At 44.2% G+C, this 16,572-nt stretch carries 13 protein-coding genes; 10 read left to right on the top strand and 3 right to left on the bottom strand.

Features of this window, described 5'->3' with window-relative positions:
- Positions 1-490: 490 nt before the first annotated feature.
- Both ABDD95_RS08800 and ssb read left to right on the top strand, forming a co-directional pair.
- Positions 491-1,588 carry a glycosyltransferase gene (locus tag ABDD95_RS08800; protein ID WP_345951518.1) on the top strand — a complete coding sequence of 366 codons (1,098 nt, stop codon included), beginning with the start codon at positions 491-493 and terminating at the stop codon, positions 1,586-1,588.
- A 101-nt stretch (positions 1,589-1,689) separates the two neighbouring features.
- Positions 1,690-2,046 (top strand): single-stranded DNA-binding protein, encoded by a 357-nt coding sequence (gene ssb / locus ABDD95_RS08795; RefSeq protein WP_345951517.1) that lies wholly within the window; start codon positions 1,690-1,692, stop codon positions 2,044-2,046.
- A gap of 83 nt (positions 2,047-2,129) precedes the next feature.
- On the opposite strand, the gene ABDD95_RS08790 is transcribed toward ssb, so the two are convergent.
- Together ABDD95_RS08790 and ABDD95_RS08785 are read right to left on the bottom strand one after the other, a co-directional pair.
- Positions 2,130-3,338, bottom strand: a complete 1,209-nt coding sequence (locus tag ABDD95_RS08790) for a pyridoxal phosphate-dependent aminotransferase (RefSeq protein ID WP_345951516.1) — start codon at positions 3,336-3,338, stop codon at positions 2,130-2,132.
- 83 nt (positions 3,339-3,421) lie between these two features.
- Positions 3,422-3,820, bottom strand: coding sequence for a DUF1573 domain-containing protein (locus ABDD95_RS08785; RefSeq protein ID WP_345951515.1), 399 nt, complete (start codon positions 3,818-3,820; stop codon positions 3,422-3,424).
- A gap of 148 nt (positions 3,821-3,968) precedes the next feature.
- On the opposite strand from ABDD95_RS08785, the gene ABDD95_RS08780 reads away from it, so the two are divergent.
- The 8 genes from ABDD95_RS08780 (at position 3,969) to ABDD95_RS08745 (ending at position 13,682) form a co-directional block, all read left to right on the top strand.
- The gene (locus ABDD95_RS08780) at positions 3,969-6,398 is read left to right on the top strand and encodes a thiamine pyrophosphate-dependent enzyme (protein ID WP_345951514.1); all 2,430 of its coding nucleotides are present in this window, start codon (positions 3,969-3,971) and stop codon (positions 6,396-6,398) included.
- Positions 6,399-6,465: 67 nt separating this feature from the next.
- On the top strand, positions 6,466-7,206 hold the full coding sequence (locus ABDD95_RS08775) for a TlpA disulfide reductase family protein (protein WP_345951513.1): 741 nt from the start codon (positions 6,466-6,468) through the stop codon (positions 7,204-7,206).
- A gap of 193 nt (positions 7,207-7,399) precedes the next feature.
- Positions 7,400-8,248, top strand: a complete 849-nt coding sequence (locus ABDD95_RS08770; protein ID WP_345951512.1) for an NAD(P)-dependent oxidoreductase — start codon at positions 7,400-7,402, stop codon at positions 8,246-8,248.
- 269 nt (positions 8,249-8,517) lie between these two features.
- Positions 8,518-9,102, top strand: a complete 585-nt coding sequence (locus ABDD95_RS08765; RefSeq protein ID WP_345951511.1) for a nitroreductase — start codon at positions 8,518-8,520, stop codon at positions 9,100-9,102.
- A 173-nt stretch (positions 9,103-9,275) separates the two neighbouring features.
- The gene (locus tag ABDD95_RS08760; RefSeq protein ID WP_345951510.1) at positions 9,276-10,076 is read left to right on the top strand and encodes a murein L,D-transpeptidase catalytic domain family protein; all 801 of its coding nucleotides are present in this window, start codon (positions 9,276-9,278) and stop codon (positions 10,074-10,076) included.
- Between the two features lie 361 nt (positions 10,077-10,437).
- Positions 10,438-11,772: a dihydroorotase gene (locus tag ABDD95_RS08755; protein ID WP_345951509.1), complete on the top strand. Its 1,335-nt coding sequence runs from the start codon at positions 10,438-10,440 to the stop codon at positions 11,770-11,772.
- A 36-nt stretch (positions 11,773-11,808) separates the two neighbouring features.
- A complete protein-coding gene (locus ABDD95_RS08750; protein ID WP_345951508.1) occupies positions 11,809-12,816 on the top strand; it encodes a N(4)-(beta-N-acetylglucosaminyl)-L-asparaginase in 1,008 nt (335 codons plus the stop codon).
- A gap of 98 nt (positions 12,817-12,914) precedes the next feature.
- Positions 12,915-13,682 (top strand): copper homeostasis protein CutC, encoded by a 768-nt coding sequence (locus ABDD95_RS08745; protein WP_345951507.1) that lies wholly within the window; start codon positions 12,915-12,917, stop codon positions 13,680-13,682.
- Here ABDD95_RS08745 and ABDD95_RS08740 read toward each other — a convergent pair.
- Positions 13,668-16,502, bottom strand: coding sequence for a hypothetical protein (locus tag ABDD95_RS08740; protein ID WP_345951506.1), 2,835 nt, complete (start codon positions 16,500-16,502; stop codon positions 13,668-13,670). The genes ABDD95_RS08745 and ABDD95_RS08740 overlap by 15 nt on opposite strands.
- Positions 16,503-16,572 lie beyond the last annotated feature (70 nt).

The raw sequence follows: 16,572 nt of genomic DNA, 5'->3' as shown, positions 1-16,572 counted from the left end.
CTAAGCAAGTTTTTCATAATAGGTAAACACACTACGTACTATACCTTATGAGCTTGTGTACTTACAGGTAATAATTTTGCTAAACATTTAAGTGGCACAATACACGTGCTGCGAAATATCGTAGGTAGCAATTTAATTATATGCACCTCCCGCATCACATCAATTAAAGTAGGAAAGTGTTATGGTTGTTACCCACGAAGTGCTCTGTATAAGGCCCCCATAAGTATATTGTGAATTAAACTGTATACCTGAGTGATAAGCTTATTGCTTTAATTTGAAGTAATGGCGTTAGAAAAGTCATTTCGGTTATGAAAATGTTTTATACAGTTGTGACGGCGCTGCTGCTACTGGTTAAAGAGTACTTTACAAACGAAAAGTTGAACGATTCAACGCACTAACTTCATATAAAAACCGGGGCCGTTTTTGTCTTACAATTGCCGCCTTACATTCCATTTATGCTATTACGTTAACCCTTACATCGAACCCCTCAATGAACATTAAATTTTACCATCGCTTTTTTAAGCCATCTGATATTGATAACCTGCCACACCACTATTTTTATGGTGCAACAGAATTGGAAAAACACAACATCAATGTTTCAATTTGCGAAGACTCATCCCTGGGTAACAGACTGATCAGGGGAATGAAACTTGCTTTAAAGCTGATCTTCACCAGTAAACCTTACGATGCACTGTACGCTGCAACTGCTAACGGACTCGAACTGCTGGTACTGCTCAGAAGTATGGGACTGTATAGCAAGCCGATAGTGGTATGGCAGCACCGTGCACTGAAAAATACAGATAAGTTTATAGTTAAAAAGCTGCTCCAGTTTTACTACCGCGGTTTTGATAAAATGCTGATGTTTACCGAAAAACATGTAAAGGAGTCTGAAGCAGCTGGCGTAATAGCACCCGACAAACTTACCTGCTTAAAATGGGGACCTGATTTAAAGTATTACGACAATATTATAAATAAAGAGCAGGAAAGCTCAAACGCAGCAAACGAAGCTTATTTCTGCTCTACAGGTAGAGAGAACCGCGACTTCCCGACGTTAATTAAGGCGTTTGAAAAGCTACCAAACTCTAAGCTGAGAATTTACACTACAAGGCAGCACGGCAATATGAACAATGAGCAAATATTGGCCGATGCCTGTAAAGATGCACCAAATATCAAAGTATCTATTGTAGATGGGTTGGCAACACAAAACAACTTTCTATCTAAAGAGATCTATCGCAGCTTTTGTACAATCATTTGTACTAACGAGCATAACTATACGGTTGGCCTTACCTCTTTATATGAAGCAATGGCCTTAGGAAAAGCAGTAATCACTTCCAATAACCCATACTTTCCTATTGATGTTGAAAAAGAAGGGCTCGGAATTAAAATTGGATACGGCAATAGTGATGACTGTATAAAAGCCGTAAACTATTTATCGGAAAACAAGGAGGTCGCTGCAGAAATGGGAAGGAAGGCCAGAAGGTTTGTTGAACAGCATTATAACCTCGATTCACTGGCCTACGATGTGGCAACTACATTAAGGGCAGTGTCTAAAACGCCGCAATACAGTACACCAACAGCATCATATTAATCACCTTTGAAAAACACTACTTTAAGTGTTTTGATGCACACCTCTGCAGGCACTTGCATTTTGTTTACTAATAAGATTTATCGTCATCAGCAAAAGGCAACATGTCAGGAATAAATAAAGTAATTTTAATAGGGCATTTGGGTGAGAACCCCGATTTAAGGCGCCTGGCCGACAATATCACTGTATCAAGCTTTCCGTTAGCAACAACCGAAATGCAGAATAAGGATGGTGGGCGGGTTGAAGTAACCGAATGGCACAATATTGTAATGTGGCGCGGAATGGCCGAGAGCGCCGGCAGGTTGCTCCATAAAGGCGACCTTGTTTACATTGAGGGCAAGTTACGTACCCGGTCTTTTGTGGACAAAGCAGGTGTTAGAAAAGCTGTTACCGAAATTATGACCGAAAACTTTGTGGCGCTCAGCAAAACCACAGACCTTGCTGAGATAGCTGAAGAATAGCCTCAAAAATAAATAAAAGCCATCCTAAAGGTGGCTTTTATTTATTTATAGTAATTATACAGTCGTGCGTCGTGAATTCTCTGTTACGCTTGCACCTCTACCCTGCCCGGGTAAACTTTTAGGGCTTCTTGTAAGCAAATCATGGCGCTTTGTAAATCCGCACGGTTAAGTACATAGGCCATGCGCACCTCGTTTTGGCCGGCACCTGGTGTGCTATAAAAGCCGGTTGCAGGGGCCATCATTACGGTTGCGTTATTGTGACTAAAGCACTCCAGCATCCACTGGCAAAACTTGTCGGCATTATCAATCGGGAATTTAGCCACTACATAAAATGCACCACCTGGATTAGGACAAAACACACCGTCCATTTGGTTCAGTGCATTTACCAATACATCGCGTCGGTGGGTATATTCCTCATTTACGGTTTCAAAGTAAGCATCGGGTGTATCCACAGCAGCCTCTCCGGCTATTTGCTCTACCAAACCCGGACTTAAGCGCGCTTGGGCAAATTTTAAACCTGCCTTAAGTACTTCTTTGTTTTTGGTAATCAAGCAACCTAAACGTGCTCCACAGGCGCTGTAGCGCTTACTTACAGTATCCATCACAATTACGTTCTCTTCTAGCCCGCTCAGGTGCATGGGCGAAGTAAATTCCCGTCCATCATAACAAAACTCACGGTAGGCCTCGTCCGAAAACAAGTAAAGATCATACTTCAATACCAATTCCTTCAACGCTTGCATCTCCTCGTTAGAGTATAAATAACCGGTAGGATTATTAGGATTGCAAATGATGATTGCCTTAGTCTTATCTGTAATCAGTTTCTCGAACTCCACAATAGACGGGAGCGCAAAACCATTCTCGATATAAGACAAAATGGGCTTCACCACAATATCGCTCTGACAGGCAAAACCGTTGTAATTGGCATAAAACGGCTCCGGAATAATCACCTCGTCGCCCGGGTTAAGGCAGGCCATCATGGCAATAGTAATAGCCTCCGAGCCACCGGTAGTTACAATAATGTTCTCGGGAGCTATACTGTAATTGAGCTTGTTATAGTATTCGGTAAGTTTTTTTCGGTAAGATAACGTACCTTCAGATGCGGTATAAGCCCAAACTTTAAAGTCGATGTTCTTAACCGCATTCAACATGCCCTCGGGCGTTTCAATATCCGGCTGACCAATGTTCAGATGGTATACTTTTTTACCTTCCTGTTTAGCCTTTTCGGCAAATGGCGTGAGTTTACGTATGGGCGAGGCCGGCATATGCTGCCCCTTTAAAGAGATACTTGGCATTGGGCAAAATTACAAAAAAGGGCCGTAAACAAGCAGAGGCGCAAAAATTTGCGCCTCTGCTTTAAGAACTATATAATAATGTATTATTTACTGTTGGTAACGCTCTCTACCACTTCACCTAAAATGATCAGATTTTTTACCGGTGTTTTGGCATTTGAGGTAACCACAATGGTTTTACTGAATGGAGAAGCAACTGCAGCATTGTAAGTGATGGAGATAGTACCCTTCTCACCTTTTTTAACCGGTGCTTTGGTGTAATCGGCAATGGTACAGCCGCAGGTTGGTCTAACATCCGTCAAGATAAGCGGCTCAACGCCTACATTGGTAAAAGAAAAAACAGTAGTTACCGGTTTGCCTTTAGCAATTTTACCGAAATCGTGTTTTTCTTCGTTAAATTTAAACTCAGCCTTTTGACTGTCCTGAGCAAATGCAGTAATACCCAAACCCAGAATTACGGCAAATAGTATGATTATCTTTTTCATATGTGTTGTGGTTATAGACACAAATATAATTTAATAGTTTAACAAGTAACAAAAATCGTGCATAGTTTTAAAAGTTACAATAGGCAGGGGCTTTACGCATATTAGCTATGCAATTATTTTTTATTTTTACCGCCTAAACAAATTATGTATGCCAGAAAGCACACTACCGGCTACGGGCAATTTTACGGAACACGAGTTGAGCTTTAACGATTTTAAAAAAATTGTTATTGAAGACTATCGTATTGGCTATGAAAGCAGGCAGGCAAGCTTGCTGGGCCGCCGCGAGGTGTTAACCGGAAAAGCCAAGTTCGGGATTTTTGGAGATGGAAAGGAAGTAGCGCAGCTGGCAATGGCTAAGGCCTTTAAAAAAGGCGACTGGCGCGCCGGCTACTACCGCGACCAGACTTTTATGTTTGCCACCGGCATGAGCACGCTTAAAGAATTTTTTGCGCAGTTATATGCCCACCCCGATATTGAAAAGGATCCGGCATCGGCAGGCAGGCAAATGAATTGCCATTACGCCACCCGCTTTGCCAACCCCGACGGCACTTGGGTAAACCAGGCCGAAACCATGAATTGCTCGGCCGACATATCGACTACCGGCGGCCACATGCCGCGCTTGCTGGGTTTGGCTTATGCTTCGAAACTATATCGTCAGAATAAGGAGCTCGAAGAGCTAAAGCAATTTTCAGTTAATGGTAACGAGGTTGCTTTTGGTACTATTGGCAACGGCTCAACTTCCGAAGGTATCTTTTTAGAAACCTTCAACGCAGCCGGTGTATTGCAAGTGCCTATGGCTATCTCCATTTGGGATGATGCCTATGCTATTTCTGTACCTGCAAGTTTGCAAACCACAAAAGAAGACATATCCGAAGCGCTAAAAGGTTTTCAGCGCGAAGACGGCACCAACGGGTACGAAATATTTAAAGTACGCGGCTGGGATTACCCTGCCCTGTGCGAAACTTATACCATAGCCATTGAGCTTTGCCGTACGCAACACGTACCGGTACTTATACACGTTACCGAAATAACCCAGCCGCAGGGTCACTCCACCTCGGGCTCGCATGAGCGTTATAAACCGGCCGAACGTTTGGCCTGGGAGGCTGAGCACGATTGCCTTTTGCAAATGCGCAAATGGATGATCAATTCGGCCATAATTAATGATCAGGAACTTGATGAGTTAGAAGAGGCCGCTAAAAAGCATGTGCGTAACTGTCAGCGCGAAGCCTGGAACGAATTATCTGCCGAAATAAAAGCTGAACTGGAAGAAGCCGCAGCTTTGATCGAACAGCTTGCCCAGCACTCCAGCGTGCAACAACTTTCGGCCATTGCAACTGGCTTGCGCGCCTGCGTTGATCCCGGCCGGCGCGATATTGTGAACTCTGTACGCAAAGTGCTTCGTTTAACCACTCGCGAAACCACACCCGAAAGGCAGTCTTTGATTGACTGGCTGAACGGCGAGAACGAGCTGAACCGCGAGCGTTTCAATTCTAAACTGTTTACCGATACCCCACTATCTCCGCTGCATGTGCCCGAGGTACCGGCTAAATTCTCGCCCGATGCAAAACTGCTCGACGGGCGCGAAATACTAAATGCCTGCTTTGACGCCGCTTTTGAGCGTGATGAACGTATTGTAGCATTTGGCGAAGATGTTGGCGCCATTGGCGATGTAAACCAGGGTTTTGCCGGCCTGCAAGCCAAATACGGCGACCTGCGCATCACCGATACCGGCATACGTGAGGCAACCATCATTGGCCAGGGTATGGGACTGGCTATGCGCGGACTTAAACCAATTGCCGAAATTCAGTACCTCGATTACTGGATTTGGGCTATAACCGTATTGAGTGATGATTTAGCCAGCTTAAGCTACCGTACCCGCGGTGGTCAAAAAGCGCCGCTCATTATACGCACACGCGGACACCGGCTGGAAGGTATATGGCATTCGGGATCGCCAATGGCCGCATTACTGGCTAACCTGCGCGGCATACACATTTGTGTTCCGCGCAATATGACACAGGCTGCCGGCATGTACAATACCCTGTTGCAGGGTGATGAACCGGCCATGGTAATCGAGAGCCTGAACGGCTATCGCTTAAAAGAAAAACTGCCGTTAAACATAGGCGATTTTACCGTGCCGCTGGGTAAGGCCGAAGTTTTAGTAAATGGCACCGATGTAACAGTAGTATCTTACGGCTCTACACTGCGTATTGTAGAAGAAGCCGCTGTTGAGCTGCAAACCTTGGGCATTAACATAGAAGTGGTTGACCCGCAAACCCTCTACCCTTTTGACCTGGATAAAGCCTGCGTAAAGTCATTGCAAAAAACCAACAGGCTTTTGGTGGTAGATGAAGATGTTCCGGGCGGTGGCTCAGCTTATATACTGCAAAATATACTGGAAAACCAGGGCGGTTATAATTACCTGGATGCAGCACCAAAAACCCTATGCGCCAAGGCCCACCGCCCCCCTTATGGCTCAGATGGCGACTACTTCACCAAACCATCGGTTGATGACATAATAGAGGTAGTATATGCCATGATGCATGACACCAACCCGGCTAAGTATCCGGCTATTTATTAAATAAACAATGTACAGGCCCTTCTTAAAATAAGGGCCTTTTTTATTATAACCCTACTGCCAAACACACATGAAAGTATTCAGCATTTTATGTATGGTAACAATGATGACTGTTTGCGCCTATGGTCAGGATACCGTACGCCGTACCTATACACGCACCATTCAAAGCAGCACACGCTTGGATACCAACGAGGTTGTTTATAATGAGCAAGGTAAGGCTTTGCATTATTATCAATACCTGCGGCTACTTAACTCAGGCGAGTATACCGTTACAATTAAGGGCGGCATGCCCGGCGACCCGACTGCTAAAAAGTTTTTAAAACGCCTGAGCGTTGAGGAGCAGAACAGGCAGTACACAATGATGAAGAAATTCACCATTATTAAAAGTCCGCAATTGCAGGAGGGCATGGAACTAGACGTAATGCCGTTATTACAGGTAATGAAACCTGCCGAGCTGAGCAATAAGGTAATCGTTTTAATATTTTGGAGTGCAGGCTGCCCGCCCTGCACCGAAAGTTTTGCCGATATTAACGATTTTTTGAAGCAGATACATAATCCAGAAGAACTGGTGGTTTTAGCCATAAGCAGAGACAGCAAGCAAGTAGCACAAGCCAAGCTGAAAGAGAAGCCCCTTTTATATGCCCAATTTTTAAATCAGGCAAGCGCTGCATACAGTGCTTACCAGCTTAATCACATGCCATCATACGTGGTGGCCGATAAAAGCCATATCATCCGCTACTCAGCCACTGGCACGGGGCAAACAACGCTACCATCTTTCAAGAGCACCATAAAGGCAGTATTACAACAGTAACTTCGTTAAGGCCCTCCCAAACAAAGAATTGTTATCCCAAAACTGAGATACGCCTTTTCAAATAATAACTTTAGCGTACTCACTTAGAAAAGATATGTAATGTATGCTAGAATTAAATTGGCGCTAAGAACCAAATATGCTTGCAAAACATAAGATATTGTTGGCTTCCAAATACACTTATAAAAGTTAAGAAATGAACATTTTAGTCACCGGTTCAGCAGGCAAATTGGGTACGGTGGTGATGCAACGTTTAAAAGCTGCCGGATATAACGCAATTGGTGCCGACTTGGTTCCTGGCGTTACGACTGACGTTTTACTAAATGTAAACCTTAAAGAACAAGTACTTGAGGCAACACGCCATATAGATGCTATTATCCATACCGCAGCCATTCATGGCCGACACTATGATCTGGGTTACTCCAGGGAGGCATTTATAGACATTAATATTTACGGAACGCTTAATTTGTTGAACGCTTGTACCAAGCAGGGCATCAATAAATTTCTGTATATCAGCACAACATCAATATACGGCAACGCGATGGTTAGCCCTCACCAGGCGGTGTGGGTTGATGAATTATTAACCGAACAACCGCGCGATATTTATGACATTACCAAACAGGCCGCTGAACAGTTGTGCAAAGACTTCTTTTACAAAGAGGGCGTACAAGCATCCGTATACAGGGTTGGCCGTTTTTTGCCCGAAGAAGCTAACCTGGAGGCCAATCACCGGCTTTATCGTGGTCTTGACGAACGTGATGGTGCAGAAGCTTTATATTTAGCCTTACAGCATACTTTCCAAGAATTCGAAGTCTTTAATATAGCAAGCAGTTCATCATTCTCGAAAGATGAACTGGTAACGTTGAAGCATAACCCTACCGAAATAATCCTAAAACACTACCCAGAAGCCGAAGACTTTTATAAAAAAAATGGATGGAAGTTTCCGGAAAGTATTGACCGGGTGTATGTGACCGATAAGGCTAAAACTATGCTGGGTTATACCCCTAAGTATACCTTCAACTCTTTATTAAACAATAGCTCTTAAGAGGCAGAGCTGCTTGCGGATAATTGAAACAGACTGTTGCGTCATGATTCTAAGTAGATACCGACCTATGGCAGGGCCAGTATGATCTGTGCGTAATAGCCTGTTCTGTAAAAACATGCTGAACTGGTTATCTCTTAGGCGTGCCCTACTTCCTCAATATTTGGGTCAGCACTTTAGCTGTGCCATTAAATTTTGCACTTTCCATAAAAGGTGTTATGCTTTTCATTTATTCGCTTATTTTTGCTGCCTTACAGCAAAATTGAATTTTTATGAGCGATCAAAATTTCACTATTATAGCCGAAACCATTAAAAACCGTCGTACCATTAAACCAGGTACAATGAATGGTCAGAAAATACCCAATGCTCAGGTAGCCGCCTTGTTAGAACTGGCCGATTGGGCCCCTACCCATGCTTATACTGAGCCATGGCGCTTTGTGGTATATGAAAACCCTTTAACCTTTACTCAACAACACGCCGAATTATACAAGCAGGCTGCTGAACAGGCCGGAAACTTCAACCCTGCTACGTACACTAACCTGGCTAATCTGGGCAACAATGTATCGCACGTAGTAGTAGCTATTATGCACCGCAGCGAGTTGTCTAAAATTCCGGTTGTGGAAGAGGTTGCAGCGGCATCATGTGCCATACAAAACATTTTGTTAGCCGCAGCATCTTTAAACATTGGCTCTTTTTGGAGCACTGGAGGTGCTACTTTAAAACCTATTATGAAAGAGTACTTGGGTTTGGGTGCCGAAGACCAGGTGTTAGGTATACTGTACCTTGGTTATAGCGAAACAAAACCCGAAGGCGTACGTAAAACACCACTGGAGGAAAAAGTAAAATGGGTGCAATAAGCACTCATTTTTAAACATTTTGCTTAACCGCCGGTTAATATAAATGAAAATACGATGACGTATTAAGGCTGCGTTTCGATTATATTTGTAGTACAATCACAAACAATTATAACCTCCAACTTAAGCCTGTTGACTTTTTAAGCACTACCATGATTAAAACTATCAACGGACATATGAAAAGAAGATTTTGGTTAGCCATCACTCTGCTTGTTATTTTAACCAGCGCTATTTTAAGCTCGCGTTCGGCTACAGTAAAAAAAGCAGTTGTATTAACTAAAAAAGAAGCCAAAGCAAACGCTGTAACCAGTGCTTATGCAGGCTACGTATCTGACATTTATCAAACTGCGGGTTTAAAAACCACAGGATTAGATTACCCTGTTTTTCAAAAGGCGGTTACCGGATACTATAATTTAAAGCAAAACCGTAAGCTGGCAACATCAAGCAGCGTGGTTGCCATTGTTGATTTCAATAAGGCAAGCACTCAGAAACGCATGTGGATAGTTGATTTGGTTAAAAAACAACTGTTGCTAAACACATGGGTAGCTCACGGACAAGGTAGCGGCGGAGATATGCCCACTCAGTTTTCGGATCGTAATGAATCGCACCAGAGCAGTTTGGGCTTTTATGTAACCGACGACGTATATTACGGTAAACATGGCCGTTCGTTACGCCTGGATGGCATGGATTCCGGATTTAATTCACATGCCCGCTCCCGCGCTGTTGTATTACATGCTGCCGATTATGTTTGCGAGAACACCATTAAACAATTAGGCCGTTTAGGCCGCAGCTTTGGTTGCCCTGCAGTATCGCCTGAGGTATCAAATAAAATTATTGATTTAATAAAAGGCAAAAACATGCTTTACGTGAACGCCGATGTAAACGGATATACATCCAAATACCTGAACGAAAATTTTGTGGCTGATTTTGCCAACCCTGCCGATAGCTCAATGGCCATTACCAAAGCAGGCTTATAAGAAAATAATGAACAAAAAAGGCGCTCATAAAAATCATGAGCGCCTTTTTTGTTTGATGTGTTCCCAATCTTTACTAACCGCTTCGCTACTCACCATAAAAGCAGTCACAAAGGGGGGCGTTTCGCAAGTTCTATCTTAAATCTCTTGAAGAGATTCCGAAAAGGTTAACTTTCAGTAAGTAAACTACTTAATAGCACTCACCTTACTGACAAAAGCTAAATAACTTCTACAATGCTGACTGTGGGAATGTTTTTACAAGAGCCTCGCACCAGATGAAAGAGGCGTTTTGATTATTAGGACCTCAGGATTCTGCTTCAGCACTCACTCACTACATGTGCGCATTTGTTGTTACCTTTACGCCATGTCTTCCATCCTTATTAAATCTGCAACTATAGTAAACGAAAACCGGCAAACTGTTGCCGATGTGCTGGTTAAAGACGGCCATATTGAACGCATTGATGCCACCATTAATACTGCGGCTACCCAAGAGATTAACGCCGAAGGGCTCTACCTCCTACCCGGCTGTATTGATGACCAGGTGCACTTCCGCGAACCGGGGTTAACCCCTAAAGGCGATATTTATACCGAATCGCGAGCTGCGGTGGCCGGTGGCATTACTTCCTTTATGGAAATGCCCAACACTGTGCCCAACACCCTAACACAGCAACTATTGCAAGATAAATATGATATAGCAGCCCAAAAATCATTGGCCAATTACTCGTTCTACATGGGCGCCTCTAACGATAACCTGGACGAGGTGTTGCAGACCGATGCGCTGAATGTATGTGGTGTTAAAGTTTTTATGGGTTCATCAACCGGCAATATGCTGGTGGATAACCCTAAAACACTCGAGAACCTGTTTTCACAATCGCCCATGTTAATTGCTGCACACTGCGAAGACGAACAGACCATTAAAGACAACCTGGCGCATTTCAAACAGTTAATGGGCGAGAACATCACTATTGAATATCATCCCAAGATACGCAGCGCTGAGGCTTGCTACTTGTCATCATCTATGGCCATAGAGCTGGCTAAAAAGCATTGTGCACGGTTGCATATCCTACACATTTCCACAGCCAAAGAAACTGAGCTGTTTGACAATACAATACCGCTTAAAGACAAGAAGATAACCGCTGAGGCCTGTGTACACCACCTTTGGTTTAGTGACGGGGACTATGCCACGAAAGGCAACCTTATTAAGTGGAACCCAGCCGTTAAAACAGCACAGGATCGTGATGCCATATTACAAGCCGTACTGGATGGCCGTATAGATGTAATAGCAACCGACCATGCACCGCACACCGCCGATGAAAAAGCACAATCTTACCTGCAAGCCCCTTCGGGTGGCCCGCTGGTGCAGCACGCGTTACCGGCCCTGTTGGCCATGTATAATCAAGGCAAAATCACTTTAGAGCAAATAGCCGAGAAAACAGCTCACAATGTGGCTACCTTGTTCCAGATTGAAAAGCGCGGGTTCATCCGTGAAGGCTATTGGGCCGATCTTGTTTTGGTTGATTTGAACAAGCCGTGGCAGGTTGCCAAACAAAACATCCTATACAAATGCGGTTGGAGCCCATTTGAAGGAACAACGTTTCCAGCCTCCATCAGGCATACGTTGGTATCGGGGCATTTGGCTTATACCGATGGTAATTTTAACGAGACATTACCTGGCCAAAGGTTAACATTTATACGTTAATTGCTATATTAAGCACTTTCAACTACTTCAGCCCCTATGTATAACCGCCGTAAGTTTGTTAAGCTCTCCGCCGCAGGAGCATCTTTGTCATTGTTAGATAAAATTGCTGCGGCAAAACCCTTAGTTCCACCGCAAGCTGCCGGCTATCCCATTGTTATCTCTACCTGGGGCTTTGGTGTTGATGCAAATAAAGAGGCCTGGAAAACACTTTCTAAAGGTGGTCGGGCATTGGATGCTGTAGAGGCCGGTGTTAAGATACCGGAGGCCGACTTAACTAACCACACCGTTGGTCGATCGGGTTATCCCGACCGTGATGGCCATGTTACACTGGACGCCTGCATTATGGACGAAAACGGCAACTGCGGCGCCGTGGCAGCAATGGAATACATTGCGCACCCCATTACAATAGCACGATTGGTAATGGAAAAAACTCCGCACGTATTTCTGGTTGGCGAAGGTGCCACCCAGTTTGCGGTTGAACAAGGCTTTAAAAAAGAAAAATTATTGCTGCCTGAATCGGAAAAAGCCTGGAAACAGTGGCTCAAAAAAGCCGAGTACAAACCTATTATCAATATCGAGAATAGCAAAGGCTTACCCGGTAATCAGTATAACCACGATACCATAGGCATGCTGGCAATTGATGCCAAAGGAAACATCTCAGGCGCGTGCACCACCAGCGGTATGGCTTTCAAAATGCATGGCCGTGTGGGCGACAGCCCCATCATTGGCGCTGGCTTATACGTAGATAATGAAGTGGGGGGCGCAACCTCTACCGGTGTTGGCGAAGAAGTAATTCGTAACGTAGGCAGCTTTTTGGTAGTCGAACTTATGCGCCAGGGCTACTCGCCCGAGGCTGCCTGTAAAGAGGCCGTACAGCGCATTATAAAAAAGAAACCCGAAACAGCTAAACAAATACAGGTTGGGTTCTTGGCAATTAACAAAAAAGGCGAGTATGGCGCCTATGCCATTCAAAAAGGTTTTTCTTTTGCAGTTTGCGATAAAGAAAAACAAGATCTTTTAATTGACGGGAAAAGCTTTTACTAAATGGCATGCTTTCTATTTTAATTATGTTGAGGATTCAATAAAATATTTCGACAACCTATTTGACTTAGCTTACCGTAAACACGATACTTACTTATATCATGACTATATCGCTAGAAGTTTGCGCCAACTCTGTACAATCGGCAATTGCGGCACAAGAGGGTGGCGCCAAACGCATAGAATTGTGCGATAACCTGCACGAAGGCGGCACTACTCCTTCTTACGGACACATTAAAATTACTCGTCAACTTCTTCAAATTCCAATTCATGTGCTGCTGCGCCCGCGGGCGGGCGATTTTTTATATACCAGGCACGAGTTAGAAATTATAAAAGCAGATCTGGAATTTTGCGGGCAAAATGGCTGTGATGCGGTAGTAATCGGAATTTTGAACGCCGGCGGCACAGTTGACAAACCCCGATGCGCCGAGCTGGTGCAAATGGCGAAAAAAGCAGGTATGCGCACTACTTTTCATCGTGCTATTGACTTATGCGCCGATGTTTTTGCTGCTATGGAAGACATTATTGAGCTAGGGTTCGACTACATCTTAACATCAGGCGGTAAAACCAGTGCTATGGAAGGCGCCAGCAAAATAGCTCAGCTTATTCAACGGGCAAATGGCCGTATAGGCATCATTCCAGGTGGTGGCGTGAGTGAGTACAACGCAGCAGACCTGGTTCATTTTACCGGCGCTTCCGAAATACATTCCTCAGCCCGTGTACACCGCGATAGCGCTATGGTTTACCGTAACACTCAAATCATTATGGGAACGTCTGCCAGTGAGTATGGTATAGATGAAACGGATGCGGATCGTGTACGTAACATCATAAAAAAAGCCAATGAAGCCTGCCTCGGCTCAAAAGATACTTAACGGCAATATCAGTGTGAAGCGATTGCGCCCCTTACCACCAAAAATATCGTTATCAAGCAAATAGGTATACCGTACACCAAAAGTTATGGAGCTTTCATTAAACCATTGTGTATCAAAATAAAGCTCTGCCCCTGCCGACCTAAAATCAGCCTTAAACGCAGCGCCGCTCCGGTAAAAATCCTTACCATGTGCATAATCATAAAACAAGTTCCCTCTTAAACGCATAAGGTAAACCAGGTTGGCAACACCGGCATCTGGATAAGCTATCGGGAAATGATAGTTTACCCCAGCTTTGTATAACCTGTATAGGTTGTCGGAAGTGTACCCTCTGGAAAAAGGCAGCTGGTTCGAAAAAATACTATAGTTGCGGTCGCGCCGCTGGTGGGCCACGTTAAAAACGAGGCTGTGTGTTTTGACCAAGCCCGGAAAGTAAAAGGTGCCCGATGCCAGCAACTGATGCGCACCTAAATTGTTGATGGTATTACGGTAAGTTAGCGTTAGGCTTTGAGCCAGCTGCGGATTTATAAGCTGGTACGGCTTAGCAACCTGATTGCTGATGGTTATAGAGTTATTTAAATAAGTGTTGTTCGGCAAAGCATTTTTAAACGCAACCTGCTTAACGTCATTAATACTGTAGTTAATACTGCTGGTATAGGTAAACCGCGTAGTATTACGTCCGCTAGCAAAACTTAGAGGTATTTGCAAACCAGCTTGCAAATTGGTCTCGTTCCAGTTCACTTCTACAGCATTCCGATTTTGATCGAAGCCAAAGTCTCGCCTATCGAGTGTGTAGTTTACACTGCCAAACAGGTAAGGGAACAGCGCGCCATAAATTGTGTTGAAACCGAACTGCTTATAACCCTCGTTTCGGTTATAATTGAAAGATAGTTCACTTTGAAAAGTGTTTAGGATGTTTTCTCCCAATAAGGAGAACGAATACTCCGGGTCGTCTAAGTACGGCACCAGGCTGTGAAAGTTAAAAGGACGCGTAAACTTTGGATACTTTTTGGCGGGCAATACCTGCGTATGGATTGACGCCAGCAAATTAGTGCTTGAATCCTGTTTCAACGAGGCCACCTGAAAATCCGGTAAGGGCGGCAAAGCATCAACCGGGTTAAATGCCAAATTCTTTTTGTCTGCCTGATGTAACTGGTAACCAAATGCACTGAAACTAATCCAGGCCAGCTTTTTGTTTCCTACAGCAGGCTGGTAGTTACCAATGTAGTTCATCAAAGAGTCACCTTGCATCTCATACAGTTTCCGGTTGTTTATAGTTAGCGCAAACAGCTTATCGTTAATACCTGATGTAGCCGAAAAATAAACGGTGTCGCCTCTTACAACCGGGAAAGCTTTCGGTGCCATATCAGCAATTGTAAGCTCATCAACCTTACCTGAGCTAATATTAACCAGGGCAATTGATGTCTTTCCATCTTGCCTTCGTACGGCCGATATGATTTGGTCATTGTTGTAAAACTTAGGATACGTATATAAGAGGTTTGCCGGATTAGGTACTGCTGTAATGAGCTTGCCATTATTGGCGTTTAGGATATGTAAGGTATACCTACCCGATGCTGGTACATCGACAGCTACAATGCGGCTGTTATCGGCATTAAAGGCTGGTGCAAAATATTTTGTTTTGGCAGTTAGTTGCCGTTGTGAGCCTGTTTTTACATCGATAACTTTCAGTTCATTATATTCCCGGTAACTCCAGCGTGCATCCGGCCGGCGGGAGGCATATACAATCTGTCCGTTATTGTAATGGAAATAACTGTCAACGGTAAAGTCACTCAGGCGGATTATACGCTCATTGTCACCTTTGCGCATCACAAACGCTGGCCGTTGCGTATAGGATGACCTCCGGTAAATTACAGTGCTATCATTTGCAAAAGCCGGAAACTCCTGGTTACCTATAAAGTGCTGACTGTTTTTGTACTGCTGCGCACCTTTTTGCAAATCAGGTGTAATCAACTGCGATTTAAAATGATCTAAAGCTGCCGTACGAAAAGCAATATACTCCTGACCGGTATGCTTTTTAAGCGCGTTTTGAAACGGATAAATTAACGACTTGTAAGCTGCGGCGTCATGATTAACTTTCCGCCATACATCACTACCATAACTGTCCCGCCCGTACGAGATAAGCATGTAGCCCAGCGGGTACCAATCGGGTACATAGTCACGATAAGAACCATTGCGCAGCTTCATCCAGCTATAGTTCTTGCCTGCGGCCCACAAGCTTCGGTAGCCGTTAAAAAAATAGGGTAAACGCCCGCGTCCCTGCGTAGTTAAAAGGGTTTCGTTATATACGGCATCTCCCTCGGCAAACCAGTTAGGCACAGCAAGGCCATAAGCGAGCACCTGTCCGCCTTCGCCAAAAAGAGTATGCAGTAAGCGGGTAAGTCCAACATCGGAGTTATTATATTGCTGTACGTGCCTAAACTCATGCAAGGTGAGCTGATCTACCGGCAGTATGGTGCCTAAGCCAAAACTGTTTTGCGCCGGCGTCAAATAAAACTCACTCCTAAACGGCGCCAGGCCCACATAGCCATTGGTATTTATAAGCTGGTTTTGTAATACTATATTAATTTGCCTTTGCTTAAAGCCAATAGTTGGCTTTATAGCGTTATTGGCCTGCTGTATGATACTGTTTACCCGCTGCCCGGCCGAATCCATTCCCACAGGATAGATAACTCGTGCGGCAGGCGTGTTAATCTCTTTCCATTTTACAGATGGCGGATTACCGCCAAACTGCTGCGCTTTTGCAGCACCGGTAAATAACAACAGGCTTGTGGTTAGCACGCCCCAAAAAGTAGGCTTAAACATTGTGCTGAAAATATACAGAAAATATTGGTTAAGCAATGCAAAGCAATTCACATAAGCATGACATGGGTTA

Source organism: Mucilaginibacter sp. PAMB04274 (assembly GCF_039634385.2).
GTDB lineage: Bacteria > Bacteroidota > Bacteroidia > Sphingobacteriales > Sphingobacteriaceae > Mucilaginibacter.
The sequence above is the reverse complement of the archived record's forward strand: the minus strand, read 5'-3'. Positions and strand labels throughout refer to the sequence as shown.

What these genes read in the sequence shown, in the direction of transcription:
- ABDD95_RS08800 (WP_345951518.1), top strand. Translation starts at nt 491, where the DNA reads ATGAACATTAAATTTTACCATCGCTTTTTTAAGCCATCTGATATTGAT.
- ssb (WP_345951517.1), top strand. Translation starts at nt 1,690, where the DNA reads ATGTCAGGAATAAATAAAGTAATTTTAATAGGGCATTTGGGTGAGAAC.
- ABDD95_RS08790 (WP_345951516.1), bottom strand. Translation starts at nt 3,338, where the DNA reads ATGCCAAGTATCTCTTTAAAGGGGCAGCATATGCCGGCCTCGCCCATA.
- ABDD95_RS08785 (WP_345951515.1), bottom strand. Translation starts at nt 3,820, where the DNA reads ATGAAAAAGATAATCATACTATTTGCCGTAATTCTGGGTTTGGGTATT.
- ABDD95_RS08780 (WP_345951514.1), top strand. Translation starts at nt 3,969, where the DNA reads ATGCCAGAAAGCACACTACCGGCTACGGGCAATTTTACGGAACACGAG.
- ABDD95_RS08775 (WP_345951513.1), top strand. Translation starts at nt 6,466, where the DNA reads ATGAAAGTATTCAGCATTTTATGTATGGTAACAATGATGACTGTTTGC.
- ABDD95_RS08770 (WP_345951512.1), top strand. Translation starts at nt 7,400, where the DNA reads ATGAACATTTTAGTCACCGGTTCAGCAGGCAAATTGGGTACGGTGGTG.
- ABDD95_RS08765 (WP_345951511.1), top strand. Translation starts at nt 8,518, where the DNA reads ATGAGCGATCAAAATTTCACTATTATAGCCGAAACCATTAAAAACCGT.
- ABDD95_RS08760 (WP_345951510.1), top strand. Translation starts at nt 9,276, where the DNA reads ATGAAAAGAAGATTTTGGTTAGCCATCACTCTGCTTGTTATTTTAACC.
- ABDD95_RS08755 (WP_345951509.1), top strand. Translation starts at nt 10,438, where the DNA reads ATGTCTTCCATCCTTATTAAATCTGCAACTATAGTAAACGAAAACCGG.
- ABDD95_RS08750 (WP_345951508.1), top strand. Translation starts at nt 11,809, where the DNA reads ATGTATAACCGCCGTAAGTTTGTTAAGCTCTCCGCCGCAGGAGCATCT.
- ABDD95_RS08745 (WP_345951507.1), top strand. Translation starts at nt 12,915, where the DNA reads ATGACTATATCGCTAGAAGTTTGCGCCAACTCTGTACAATCGGCAATT.
- ABDD95_RS08740 (WP_345951506.1), bottom strand. Translation starts at nt 16,502, where the DNA reads ATGTTTAAGCCTACTTTTTGGGGCGTGCTAACCACAAGCCTGTTGTTA.